Source organism: Halorubrum sp. B53, from assembly GCF_059752395.1.
In genome coordinates this window covers 300,667-313,410 of record NZ_MWTH01000012.1, presented here as the reverse complement: position 1 = coordinate 313,410, position 12,744 = coordinate 300,667, and the positions used below count along the sequence as shown (strand labels likewise).

Here is a 12,744-nt window from a genome sequence, read left to right as displayed (position 1 = left end):
TCGTGACGACCCGGATCGTGTTGGGCGTTCTCACCACGCAAAAGCTATTCTGTGTGGTCGCCTGCGTCGGCACGTGAAGCGCTACGAGAACGCCCTCGGGTTCCTCGCGCTCGCCGCCCTCTGGGGCGCCTCCTATCCCGCCATACGCGCCGCGAAAGCGGGCGTCGAGCCGCTGCTGATGGCCGCACTCCGGTTCGACGCTATCGGCGTGGTCGTCCTCGGGTACGCACTCGCCCGCAGCCAACAGGTCCGCCCCACCAGCGCCGACGCCACGACTATCCTGATCGGTGGTGTCGGCATGATCGCTGTCCACAACGGCCTCCTCTTCGTCGGCCAGACCATGGTCTCTGGGGCCGTCGGCGCGGTCGTCCTCGCTACCGTCCCCATCTGGAGCGTCGCGTTCGCCGTCGTCGCCCTTGACACCGCCCGCCCGACGCCCACGCGCGTCCTCGGTATCCTCCTCGGTCTCGTCGGCACCAGCATCCTTGTCGTCCCCGGCCCCACCGACATACAGCCACCCGACCCGCTCGGCGTCGCACTCCTGACCGCGAGCGCGGTCGTGTTCGCGCTCGCCGCCGTCGCCCTCCGCCGCGAAACCCCCACGCTCGGCGTCGCCGCCCGCCAGGGCTGGATGATGCTCGTCGGCGGTCCCGTCCTCCACGCCGCCAGCCTCGCCCGCGGCGAACCCCAGACCGTCGCACTCACCACGGACGTACTCATCGCGTTCGGGTTCCTCGTGCTCGCCGCTGGCGTCGTCGGCTACCTCCTCTACTACACGCTCTTAGACCGCCTCGGTCCCGTCGAGGTCAACCTCTTCGGGTACGTCGCCCCCGTGTTCGCCGCCATAACCGGATGGCTCTTCCTCGACGAACGTCTCGCAGCGACCACCATCCTCGGCTTCCTCGTCATCGCCGTCGGCTTCGCGCTCGTCAAACGCGACGCCATTCGCGATGCGCTTATCGACGAAGCCGCACCAGCGACCGGCGACTAACTGGCTCGACCAGCATCCGCCGGCCTCGCGGCGATCGTCTGCTACTCGGTTGGCTTTGTTGAACCCCCCAACGGCGACACCACCTCCATTCGCGCGGAATACAGAGCGCAAAATCGCCACGAGAAATCTCCCAGTTTTCAATCGTCCGGCGTGGTAGTTACAGGGTGCGAATGTGGCACGAGCCGATACCAATCTCCGGGAGAGAGTGATCGGTCAGTACAGCGAAGTCAAGTATCGCTCCGTATCGGGAGTACACACGACTCCAAGGGCGATAGTGGGGTAAGCGTTATCGGGTTTCAAACGACACTCCGTCGGGATCGAGAGTGGCGTGGATAACAGCGGATTCATCGACAAAGACGGTCGTTTCTCCGCCAACAGTCGCCTCCTGAGCGGTAATTTGAATTCGATACTCGCCAGGTTCCTCAAACGGATACGAGAGCTTCGTCGTTTCTTCGGCTCCAATCGAGCGACCAGTACGCATCACCACCCGCATATCCGACATCCTGGTAATATCGATGTTTGCAGTTATCCTCTGGTTCAACTCGTTGTTGATCACCAAATTCGGATCTCCCAACCCTAGACATCCGGCAACTCCCAAAAGAGACGCTCCAACGGGGACGAGCATCTGTCGCCTAGTGGAGGGCATACAAGCCAGTTCAAAACGCATCACTAATCTGTTTTGCTTCACACTTCACTGGACGGTACTCCGGTGGCGGAATACTATCGTAACCGCTCCGTTCGCAGGCACATTCTACCGGCTGATTTAGGATCCATGTGAAGAAAATAACACAGTTCCCGTGCTGACTACACCCTCTGTATCGGTCAGGCAATACTGACAGAACTGGAGTGATTGCGGCAGCACGTGCTGAATAGAGGGCGCGTATCTTACACGACCGACTGGAGAGGATTGAGGGTGAATATACCTGTTCACCTAGCGGAGGTCGGCAGTCCGATCATTTCAAAATCAGATACTGAGGTAGGATGTATAAAACAAATCAAGAAACTCCTGCCCGTGGTTTTCAGGCGATTTCTCCGGTGATCTTTTGATCTAGGCCCTGTTGTTCAATCTCCCATTCGAGGTATAGCCGTAATGATTCTTCAAAAGGCCGATGGTCGATTCCGAGTTCGCGTTTGGCCTTCGAGTTATCGACGAGCACTCCACCAGTGGCGAAAAAGCCGAGCAGCTCGCTTTCAAACCCTTCCGGTGGACGAGTGAGAGACTCCAGTCCTGTCACCCCGTAACTCATTAACTGAAATATCTTCCCGGGCACCGCCCGCGGAGCCGGAATTCCTGTGAGTCGTTCCGCGAGATCAAGGACATCGACGAAGTTCCGCGGTTCGCTCGCAATAATGTACTCTTCCCCCTGTTCGCCCTCGTCCATCGCTCGTTTGATGTTCGCGGCCGTGTCCTCGACGTAGTCGAACGGGAGGACGAAATCGTTCGGTATCATCGGGAGTTCTTGTTTGAGGTAACCAGTAAAGCCAGTCCGTGGAGTGCCACCGTAATCCTTGTCTCCCGGTCCGAAAATCGCTCCGAGAGAGGCTATTACGAGCGGCAGTCCGTCTTCAATCATCGGCTCCGCCACCTCGTAATGTGCCTGCCACTTCGTTCGCTGATACACCGAACTAAAGTTGTTTGGAGACCGGTACGATTCGGTGACGTACTCGCCGCCCGTATTCCCGTAGACTCCGACGGTGCTCACGTAGAGGCCCTTTGGCACGTCCAGTTCGTTCATCAATTCGAGAACATTACGGGTCCCATCGACGTTGATGCGTTCGGCCTTCTCAGCATTCCATGGTCCAGGCCCGATTTGGAACCAAGCAGCCAGATGAAACACTCCATCGACGCCGTCCATGGCGTCGCGCATACTCTGTTTATCTGTAATGTCCCCCTCAATTATTTCAACGGGTTCTGGTAGATGTTCTGCCTTAGTGAGGTCACGGGTAAGCACAACTACTTCATGCCCATCGTTCACGAGGATCTCCACGAGATTAGTCCCAATAAACCCGGTACCACCAGTGACAAAGTATTTCATAAAGTAAAAATATATAATGATTCTTAATATAGGTTTGGGTGGGCCACTCTTTTCGAGCATGTAGGTTCAGCTATTTCACCCCTCACCTCTAGTGTAATCCCTTGGTATATGCATCCTCTGAGCCTCGTTTAGACGCTCTCGGTAACGTGAGTTAGCGTCCGTGTTGGGTGAACTACCCCACCCTACTCGCTCACCGCTGACGCGGTTCGCTCCTTGAGGGTAGGGCTTCCTGCTTTCACGACGCGCTTTGCAGATACAGGCGTATCCACAGGGAGCGCAGTCTCCACAGGCGTTGATTCGGAGTGTCCCACTCCTACATCTTCGAGGCCGCGAGAAAGAATGTTCCACGCCGCGTTCGCGTCCCTGTCCGCCTCAAATCCGCAAGCGGGACAGGAGTGTTCACGGACCCACAACGGCTTATCGGTTGAGACGCCGCACGACGCGCACTCCTTGGTCGTCCCTTTCGGGTTGACCGCGACGAAGTGCGTCCCCTCACGCTTGCACTTGTATTCGAGCAACGAGAGGAACGTCCCCCATGCGGCAGATGCCGTGTTGCGGCTGTTCGACGGCGACTTCATCATCCCCTTCACGTTTAGGTTTTCGACCGCCACGAGGTCGTATTCCCGAGCGTAGTACGCCGAGAGCTTGTGTAAGAAGTCGCGGCGCTTTCGTCGGAGATCGGCGTGACACTCCGCGACTCGTCGCCGTTGCTTCTCGTAGTTGTTCGACCCATGCTGTTTGCGCGAGAGTTTCCGTTGCTCGCGTTCCAAGCGTTCGCGCTCGTCTGAGAGGTCGAGTGACCCGACAGCCGTACCGTCGGTGTCATGGGCGTACTTGAGAATTCCCACGTCGATACCGACGCACTTCTCGGGAGTCTCGGGCGGGTCGGGCAGTTCGTGGTCCATTTCGACGCCGAACGTGGCGAACCACTCGCCCGTTAGTTCCTTCTTGACCGTGACTTGCTTGAGCTTCGCGTCATCGGGGATGGCGCGGTGGAGCCGTATCGGTATATCCGCGAGTTTCGAGAGTGACAGGACAGCCTGACCGCCCTTCTTGTCGAGCTTGAAGCCAGACTGACTGTACGTGAAACTGCGGAACTCCCGCGGTGGCTTCCATTTGAGTTGACCGACGCCGTAGCCGTTCTCCTTGAGCTTGGAGAGTCCTTTGAGGTTGTCGAACAGACGCTCTACGACGGTTTGGAGCACCTTCGAGTACACGTCCGAGAGACCGTCCCACCATTTCTTGAGGTCAGGTAGCTCCGACCGCAGGGTGGTCATGGACGGCAGTTCGCCGTGTTCGTTTTGGTACTCGTTGAGGCGGTAGCGCGTGTGGTTGTACAGTTGCCTACAAATGTCTCGGTGGCGGTCCAACTCCTCACGGTGGGCGTCGGACGGCTTGAGACGATATTTGTAGGCGTAGTACATGCTACTCGCGTTGGTCCTCGACGTACTGTTTCAGCACATCCAACGACACCTGCCCCGTCGAGATGAGGCAGTAGGAGTCGTTCCAGAACGAGTCGCCCCACAGTTCGGTCTTCAGTTTATCCGCGTACTCGTTGCGGATACGGCGAGCAGTCGCGCCCTTGACCGTGTTGATGAACTTCACGAGGTCCGTGGTTGGTTTCGCTCGGAACAGGATGTGTACGTGGTCGTCCTCTCCGTCGAGGTTCGTCAGTTCGACGCCGTAGTTGTCCGTGAACCCGCTGATGACCCCGCGAATGAATTGGGTTCGCTCCTCGGTTAGCACTCCGCGCCGATACTTCGTAGTGAGTATCAGGTGGTAGTGCAGGGAATACGTCGAGTGCGCTCCCGAATCGAGGTCGTATTCCATTAGGTTCGTACAATTATACGGTACCCCAATACAAAACCATTACGACCACGTGGGGCTGTGGGCTTGCAACCGTATCGCTGTATAAACAGATGATGACGGCGTTGACGAGACGCTCCGCGTCTCGTTCGCACACCAGAAATCTTCGATTTCTGGGGACGCTGTATCCCCACCCTACTCCGCTCCCTTCAGTCGCTCCGTTGAGGGTGGGGGCTTAGCGCCTATATCCAGCTAAACAAGGCCCATCCTCTGTATTCAGCGTGCGACACCTGGCAGCCGCTGAGGACGTCAACGGATCCAGGTCGCGGGCCCGCGGTCGGCGTCACCCGCCGTCGGCGCGCATCGACGCCGTCCCCGCGTTGACGTGCGCGACGCGGTCCCGCTCGCCGGGCGGCGCCGCCGCGTACTCGGGGTGCAGACACGCCAATAGCGCCTCCAGCGAGTCGACGAGCCGGTGGCTCGGTCGGTTGAACAGCGCGTTGCCGTCGATCGCGTACGCTCGGTCGTCGGCGACCGCGGCGAGGTCGCGCCACCCCGGTCGGTCGGCGAGGTCCGCGATCGCGTCGACGGCGCGGTCGCGTTCGAAGCCGCAGGGCGCGACGACGAGCGCCTCGGGGTCGTACGCGCGGACACCGTCCCACGCCACCGGCTCGGAGGCGCCGTCGGGCTGGAACGACGGGTCGCCGCCGGCGATCTCGACCATGTCGCGCACCCAGTGACCGGCCCGGATCGGCGGGTCGGTCCAGTCGAGGACGGCGGTGCGGGGGCGACCCTCGGCGGCGACCGCGTCGGCCGCGTGCTCCCGGACGCGGTCGACGCGAGCCCTCAGTCGGTCGGTGAGAGCCTCGGCGGCGTCGGGGCGGTCGACCGCCTCGCCGAGACGCGTCACGTCGTCGAGGACGTCCTCGAACGCGTGCGGGTCGAGCGTCAGCACCTCGGGCGCGGAGTCGATCGACGCGACGGCCTCGCGGACCGCGCTCGCGTCGACCGCGCAGACGTCGCAGGTCGCCTGCGTGACGACGAGGTCCGGCTCCAGCGCGGCGAGCCGGTCGACGTCGAGGTCGTAGACGGCGCCGTCGACCGACCGCATCTGGGCGTCGATGTCGCTGGCCGAGCGGTCGTCGTGGTCGACGGCGGTGCTCGTGAGCGTCGGCAGGTCACGAGCCACGGGCGGGTAGTCGCAGCTGTGCGAGACGCCGACCGGTTCAACGCCGAGCGCACACAGCGTCTCCGTGGCGGAGGGAAGCAGCGCGGCGACGCGCACGTCGATCACCTCCCGCCGAGCGTCGCGAGCGCGAACTCGGTGTCGCTCCCGAGCGGGTCGGTCGCGGTCGTCGTCTCGACGTCGGTGAACCCGGCCTCGCGGAGCTGCGCGAGGGTGCGATCGCGGCCCGGCGCGGAGAAGAACATGCGGCCGCCCATCCAGCCGCGGCGCACCGTCTCGAACCGCCCGCCCGGAAGGGTCATGAGGAGCCGTCCGCCCGGGCGGAGGGCGCGGGCGAACTCCGCGTACACGTCGGGGTGGCGGTCGCGCTCGACGTGAAACACCGCGTGGTACGCCGTGATCGCGTCGACACTCTCGGCCGCGAGCGGGAGCGCGGACATCTCTCCGTGAACGAGCCGGGCCTCGGGAACGGTCTCGGCCGCGAGGTCGAGCCCGCGCCGCGAGACGTCGACCCCGACGCTGCCGGCCGGGAGGTTCGCGAGCGTCCGCGCCCCGTCGCCGCAACCGACGTCGAGGACGTCCGGGTCGGGCGGAAGCCCGGCGAGCAGGTCGTCGATCAGCGCCGCGTCGGAGCCGTCCGGGTCGCGTCGGTCGGCGTACGTCGCCGCCACGTCGTCCCACGCTCGCCGCACCTCGCTTCGGTTCATGCCTATTGGTACCGTGCGAGACACATCACTCCTCGGGCGGCCGGTCGCAAACTGCGTGAGGCCAGAGGTGTTCAGATTGATAGATGACTAATGATAAAGAAAGTGGTCCCGGGAGTTTTTGCGACATGTGACGGGGGTAAGCTGGGAAAGAACGGCGCAGAGAAAAGTTACATTTTATAATTAATGAACGTGATGTCCTTCGCGTCGTATGTGGATGGTAACCTGTCACATGAGTCGTCGACGGAATCGAGTGAACGAGAGTAACGGGGGGACGGACCCATGACGACGGGGATCGACGTCGCCGTGGCCGCGATCCCGCTCCTGCTCGCGGGGATTCTACTGGTCGGGTTCCTCTGGCCGGCGACGCGCGCGATGCCGATCGCGTGGGTCGCGGCCATGGGGATCGGGTACGCTGCGTGGAACATGCCGGTGAACTGGTTGCTCGCGGCGTCGGCGGGAGGGTTCATGACCGCGATCGAGATCCTCTGGATCGTCTTCGGGGCGCTCGTCCTCCTGTACACCCTGATGGAGGCCGGCGCGTTCGACCGAATCAATCAGGGGTTCGCGACGGTCAGCGACGACCGACGCGTACAGATCGTGTTGATCGCCTTCTTCATGGCGACGTTCATCGAGGGCGCCGCCGGCTTCGGGACGCCGGCCGCCGTCGTCGCGCCGCTCCTTTTGGGGCTCGGCTTCCCGGCGCTCGCGGCGGTCGTCGCCGGGATCATCGGCCACATCATCGCCGTCACGTACGGGGCGGTGGGGACGCCGATCGTGGTCGGGATCCAAAACCCGATGGAGAGCGTCGAGTTCACTCGCACCGCGATCCAGGACGGCGGGATGACCGTCCAGGAGTTCTCCGTCAACGTGGCGGCCTGGGCGGCGACGTATCACGCCTTGGTCGGGTTCGTGATGCCGCTGTTCGCGGTCGGGATGGTCGTCTACTTCTTCGGTGACCCGGAGGACCGGTCGCTGAAGCCGGCCTGGGAGGTCGCGCCGCTCTGTATCGCGTCGGGGATCGCCTTCGCGGTCCCGTACTGGATCTCGGCGTGGTTCCTCACGGCCGAGTTCCCGTCGCTCATCGGGTCGATGGTCGGCGGCACCATCATCCTGACCGTTCTGCGCGCGGGGTACCTCCTGCCCGACGACGAGTGGGAGTTCCCCGAGCGCGAGAAGTGGGCCGACCACTGGGTCGGAACGATCGAGCCGGGACAGTCGAACGGCAGCAACGGCGGTTCGCCCGAGGCCCAGGCGGCCGACCTCAGCGGCGACGAGGACATGTCGCTGTTCAAGGCGTGGTCGCCGTACGTCCTGCTCGTGATCCTGCTGGTCGTCACCCGCGCGGTGGGACCGATCTCGGACTTCATTAACCGCGACATCTTCATCGTCAGCTGGGGTAACATCCTCGGCACCGACCTCACCGGAGCGGTCGCGTGGATGAACGTGCCGGGCTTCTGGCTGCTCGTGAGCGCCGTGCTCGCGATCCCGATCTTCAGCATGTCCGGGCAGGAAATCGCCGACGCGTGGAAGGAAGCCGGCCGGAAGATCGTCTCGCCGTTCATCGCCTTGGTGTTCGTGATCGCGATGGTGCAGGTGATGCTCCAGTCCGGCGCCCACCCCGGAAACACGCCGGGCGGCGTCAGCATGATCGTCCTGCTCGCGCAGACGACCGCCGACATCCTCGGCGTCGCGTACCCGGCGTTCGCGTCGCTCATCGGCGCGCTCGGCGCGGCGATGGCCGGGTCGAACACCGTCTCGAACATCACGTTCGGCGCGTTCCAGTTCGAGGCGGCGACGCAGCTCGGACTGCCGCGCACGATCATCGTCGGCGCGCAGGCCGTCGGCGGCGCCATCGGGAACCTCGTCGCGATCCACAACCTCGTCGCCGCGCTGGCGACGGTCGGCCTCCTCGGACAGGAGGGGCGGGTGATGCGGCTGAACCTGATCCCGCTGCTGTACTACGCGACGGGCGTCGGTCTGCTGTGTCTGCTGTTCAGCTACGTGCTGTTCCCCGGCGTGTTCTGAACGCGGGAACGGGACGGCGGTGCGGCTCTTTTTTTATAATCCATCGACGATCCGAGACGAACGCGTCCGGAGCCCCGGCCGCTCGCTGATAATTGGCTGACAGTGGGGGGACGGTGAACACCGCCAAAGGCCCAGCCACTCGGCGATACGTATCTGACTATTCCACGCTAAATTCCTCCAAAGCCCCAGCCGCGAGGACGGCGCACGCTCGCTGCGCGCTTCGGTCGTTCGCTTCGCTCACTCCCTGCGGTGTCGCCGGCGGCTCCGCCGCCGGCTGCCCGTGGCGCTACGCGCCACGCTGCCTACGTCGTCATCAGAACGCGAAGCGTTCTGATTGGCTCACGAGAGCGTTGCTCTCGTGAACGCCTGTGCCGTCCTCGCGACTGCCCCTTTGAGTCCCGCCCCGCTCCGCACGGCACCGCCGGAAGACGGTCCTGCTCGCTCACTACGTTCGCTTCGCAGGCTGCGACTTCCGTGCTCCCGCTCGCGTTGCTCGCGGGACCGCAGCCTCACGCCTCCCCAGCCTCGTCGCTGGCGGCTGGCGCCGCCAGCGACTCCCTCGCGCGCGCACCTCGCGCCCTGCGGGCGCTCGGCGGCACGCGCCGACCGCGTCGGTTTTATAAATGATCGTCGCGGTCGCTCGCTTTTTAAATATCGTCTCGGAGATGTCGGTTTGATCCACCCGCTCCGGTGTCGCTCGTCACCCGTCTCGTGCTGTCGATACGCGAGACATGAAAAATGGCGGCAGCAAAAGTCCGTGTCGCGAGGCCCGTCGCCCGCGACGCCGGCTCAGTCGTCGGCGGGCGACGGGGTCGTCGCGTCGGCGGCGCCCGCGTCGGCGACGGCGTCGGGCGCGGGTCCGGTCACCGCCTCGGCGACCTTCTCGATCGGGTGCGGCGGGTTCTCCGCGTCGGCGTCGCGGTCGCCGAGCTGCGAGCGACAGGAGGCGCCCGGCGCGGTCACCGTCTCGCCGTCGCTCTCGTCGACCTGATCGAAGAGGATCCGGGCGATCGCCTTCGAGATGTCGTAGTGCTCGGACTCGTAGCCGAACGAGCCGGCCATCCCGCAACAGGAGGAGTCGAGCGGGTCGACGTCGTAGCCGGCCCGGCGGAGCACGCCGACCGCGTGGTGGTCCTTGTTCGTCGCCTTCTGGTTGCAGTGGCCGTGGTACGTGAGCGACTCCGCGGGCGCGTCGAACGCCAACCGCTCGTCGACGCGGCCGGCGTCGAGGTACTCTAAGACCCCGTACGCGGCCGCTGAGACGGCCTCGACGTCCTCGCCGTCGAGCAGGACGAGGTACTCGTCCTGGAACATCACCGCGTCCGAGGGCTCGACGAAGACGACCGACTGCCCGTCGCGGACGCGGGGCGCGAGCGCCGCGACGTTGGTCTCGGCGCGCTCGCGGGCGTCGTCGAGGAACCCGGTCGAGAACGCCGCCCGGCCCGAGGGCGCGAGGTCGTCCGGGACCTCAACGCGGACGCCGGCCGCCTCCAGCACCGCGACGGCGGCCTTGCCCGCGGCCGGGTAGCTGTAGTTGGTGTAGGTGTCGGGGAACAGCGCGACCGTGTCGACCGCCTCCGCGGGGTCGACCGTCGAGCCGCCGCGCGACGCGAACCACTCCTCGAAGCTCTCGGAGCGGAACGTCGGCAGCTCGCGGTCCGGGGCGATCCCCGCGACCGCGTCCATCACCGCGCGGGCGCCGGGGATCTTCGACGCCGCGTTCGAGATCGGCGCGAGCGTGCTCCCGAGCGCCGAGAAGCGGTCGATGTCGCGGAAGATCCGCTCGCGGAGTCCCGACCCCTCCTCCTCGTGGTGCTCGTGTTTCACCTCGGCTTTGAGCTTCGCGAGGTCGACCCCCGTGGGACAGTCGCTCTTACAGCCCTTGCAGCCGACGCAGAGCCCGAGCACCTCCTCTTGGAATCGGTCGGAATGGATCTCGTCCTCGTCGAGCTCCCCGCTGATGGCGGCCCGGAGCATGTTCGCCCGGCCGCGAGTCGCCTGAATCTCCTCCTCGGAGGCGCGGTAGGTCGGACACATCACGCCGGAGTCGACCTCCCGGCAGGTGCCGCAGCCGTTACACAGCTCGACGAGGTGCGAGAACCCGCCCTCGTCCGAGAAGTCGAGGGCGGTCTGCGGCTCGATCGACTGGTACTCCGGGCCGTACCGGAGGTTCTCCCGCATGTCCGTGTCGGCGGCGGTGTCGGGGTAGCCGCGCTCGGCGGCGGTGTCGCCGTCGACGTAGACGACCTTCCCGGGGTTCATCCGCCACTCGGGGTCGAACGTCGACTTGAGCTCCTGGAACGCGCTCCAGAGGTCCTCGCCGTACATCTTCGGGTTGAACTCGGTGCGCGCGAGCCCGTCGCCGTGCTCGCCCGAGAAGGCACCGTGGTGCTCCAAGACGAGGTCGGTGACGTCCTCGGAGATGGAGTGCATCTTCTCGACGCCCTCCTCCTCCTTCAGCGAGAGGATGGGCCGGATGTGGAGGGTGCCGGACCCCGCGTGCGCGAAGTACGCCGCCGAGGTGTCGTGGTCGGTGAGGACGTCCTCGAACTGCCCCACGTACTCCGCGAGCTCCTCGGGCGGCACCGTCGCGTCCTCGATGAACGGGTACGGCTTCGGGTCGCCCTGCATGCCCATCAACAGCGGGATGGCCGCCTTTCGGAGCTTCCAGATGTCGGCCTGGTCTTCGGGCGTGTACGCCTCCAGCACGTCGAACGCGTCGCCCTCGTCGACGAAGTACGCGTTCGTGTCGGCGATGGCGTCCTCGAAGTCGTCGACGAGCTCGGAGTCCCACTCCAGCATGAGCGCCGCGGCCGCGCGGTCCGGGATCGGCTCGGCGTACTGTGCGAACTCCTGTGACCCGGCCGCGAGCGAGAACACCTCGTCGTCCATCAGCTCGACCGCGCTCACCGGGAACTCCAGCGCCTCGGGCACCGCCTTCATCGCGTCGACCAGCGAGTCGAAGGTGTACAGCGCGAGCGCCGTCTCCTCGGGGCGGGTGACCAGCGACACCTCGGCCTCGACGATCGTGCCGAGCGTCCCCTCGGCGCCGACGAACAGCTTCGAGAGGTTGATCACCGTCTCGCCCGCGTCGTTCTCGTAGATCACCTTGTGGAGGTTGTACCCGGAGACGGAGCGCTTGAGGTTCGGGTACTTCTCGTCGATCGCGGCCTCGTTCTCCTCGACGAGCGCGCGGGTGGTCTCGTACAGCGCGGCCTCTTGGTCGTCCTTCGAGACGATCTCCTCGTACTCCGGCGAGTCGAGGACGACCTCGCGGGTGTGGAGCAGCGAGCCGTCCGCGAGCACGACTTTCAGCTCCTCCGTGTACGCGTCGGTGATCCCGTACCGCACCGAGTGCGCGCCCGTGGAGTTGTTGCCGATGCCGCCGACGACGGTCGCGCGCGCCGACGAGGCCGGGTCGGGCGCGAACTTCAGCCCGTCCTCGGCCAGCCGGTCGTCGAGGTGGTCCTGGACGACGCCGGGCTGGACCACCGCCCGACGGTCGTCGGGACGGACCTCGACGATCTCGTCCATGTACTTCGAGAAGTCGAGGACGACACAGCCCGGGCCGACCGTCTGGCCGCCCAGCGAGGAGCCGGCGCCCCGCGGGATGACGGGGACCTCGTGGTCGGCCGCGACCCGCATCGCCGCCTGCACGTCGTCGACCGACCGCGGCGTCACGACGCCGGCCGGGCGCGCCTGATAGATGCTGCCGTCGGTCGCGTACAGCACCTGCGCGTACTCGTCGAACTGGACCTCGCCGGCGACGCGCTCGCGGAGGTCCTCCGCGAGCGCCCGGTAGGCGGGCACGTCCGGTCGATCGTGACCGAGCGCGGCCGCCGACGTGTCCAGGTCGGGCGTGTCAGCTCCCCACGTGGGCTCAGTTGCCATAGTACAACTCCGAGTCGAAAGGCGAATAAATCCTTTGTTAAAAATGAATATGATCGCGACCCGCCGGCGCCGGGCGACAGCCCCGCCGTTTCGCTTTTTTCA

General features: G+C 64.8%; 9 protein-coding genes. 2 read left to right on the top strand and 7 right to left on the bottom strand.

All coding sequences use genetic code 11. From position 1 onward, the window contains the following. Positions 1-73: 73 nt before the first annotated feature. A complete protein-coding gene (locus tag B4V06_RS10755) occupies positions 74-991 on the top strand; it encodes a DMT family transporter (RefSeq protein WP_498169775.1) in 918 nt (305 codons plus the stop codon). 286 nt (positions 992-1,277) lie between these two features. Here the strand turns inward: B4V06_RS10755 and B4V06_RS10750 are convergent, their stop codons facing one another. From B4V06_RS10750 to B4V06_RS10725, 6 genes are all read right to left on the bottom strand, one after another. Beyond that, positions 1,278-1,637, bottom strand: coding sequence for a hypothetical protein (locus B4V06_RS10750; protein ID WP_148041763.1), 360 nt, complete (start codon positions 1,635-1,637; stop codon positions 1,278-1,280). Positions 1,638-2,010: 373 nt separating this feature from the next. Beyond that, complete coding sequence (locus B4V06_RS10745; protein ID WP_123113891.1) at positions 2,011-3,027, bottom strand: NAD-dependent epimerase/dehydratase family protein; 1,017 nt, start codon at positions 3,025-3,027, stop codon at positions 2,011-2,013. Positions 3,028-3,209: 182 nt separating this feature from the next. Continuing rightward, a complete protein-coding gene (locus B4V06_RS10740) occupies positions 3,210-4,451 on the bottom strand; it encodes an RNA-guided endonuclease InsQ/TnpB family protein (protein WP_123113890.1) in 1,242 nt (413 codons plus the stop codon). A 1-nt stretch (position 4,452) separates the two neighbouring features. Continuing rightward, positions 4,453-4,857: an IS200/IS605 family transposase gene (tnpA, locus tag B4V06_RS10735; RefSeq protein WP_123113889.1), complete on the bottom strand. Its 405-nt coding sequence runs from the start codon at positions 4,855-4,857 to the stop codon at positions 4,453-4,455. Between the two features lie 319 nt (positions 4,858-5,176). Then, the gene (locus B4V06_RS10730) at positions 5,177-6,118 is read right to left on the bottom strand and encodes an ABC transporter substrate-binding protein (RefSeq protein ID WP_498169772.1); all 942 of its coding nucleotides are present in this window, start codon (positions 6,116-6,118) and stop codon (positions 5,177-5,179) included. Positions 6,119-6,123: 5 nt separating this feature from the next. Next, positions 6,124-6,726 carry a class I SAM-dependent methyltransferase gene (locus tag B4V06_RS10725; protein ID WP_498169770.1) on the bottom strand — a complete coding sequence of 201 codons (603 nt, stop codon included), beginning with the start codon at positions 6,724-6,726 and terminating at the stop codon, positions 6,124-6,126. 279 nt (positions 6,727-7,005) lie between these two features. On the opposite strand from B4V06_RS10725, the gene B4V06_RS10720 reads away from it, so the two are divergent. Then, complete coding sequence (locus B4V06_RS10720) at positions 7,006-8,751, top strand: L-lactate permease (protein WP_498169768.1); 1,746 nt, start codon at positions 7,006-7,008, stop codon at positions 8,749-8,751. A 789-nt stretch (positions 8,752-9,540) separates the two neighbouring features. Here the strand turns inward: B4V06_RS10720 and B4V06_RS10715 are convergent. Continuing rightward, entirely contained in the window at positions 9,541-12,642 is a 3,102-nt protein-coding gene (locus tag B4V06_RS10715) for an FAD-binding and (Fe-S)-binding domain-containing protein (protein ID WP_498169766.1), read from the bottom strand. Positions 12,643-12,744: the final 102 nt, after the last annotated feature.

What these genes read in the sequence shown, in the direction of transcription:
- B4V06_RS10750 (WP_148041763.1), bottom strand. Translation starts at nt 1,637, where the DNA reads ATGCCCTCCACTAGGCGACAGATGCTCGTCCCCGTTGGAGCGTCTCTT.
- B4V06_RS10745 (WP_123113891.1), bottom strand. Translation starts at nt 3,027, where the DNA reads ATGAAATACTTTGTCACTGGTGGTACCGGGTTTATTGGGACTAATCTC.
- B4V06_RS10740 (WP_123113890.1), bottom strand. Translation starts at nt 4,451, where the DNA reads ATGTACTACGCCTACAAATATCGTCTCAAGCCGTCCGACGCCCACCGT.
- tnpA (WP_123113889.1), bottom strand. Translation starts at nt 4,857, where the DNA reads ATGGAATACGACCTCGATTCGGGAGCGCACTCGACGTATTCCCTGCAC.
- B4V06_RS10725 (WP_498169770.1), bottom strand. Translation starts at nt 6,726, where the DNA reads ATGAACCGAAGCGAGGTGCGGCGAGCGTGGGACGACGTGGCGGCGACG.
- B4V06_RS10720 (WP_498169768.1), top strand. Translation starts at nt 7,006, where the DNA reads ATGACGACGGGGATCGACGTCGCCGTGGCCGCGATCCCGCTCCTGCTC.
- B4V06_RS10715 (WP_498169766.1), bottom strand. Translation starts at nt 12,642, where the DNA reads ATGGCAACTGAGCCCACGTGGGGAGCTGACACGCCCGACCTGGACACG.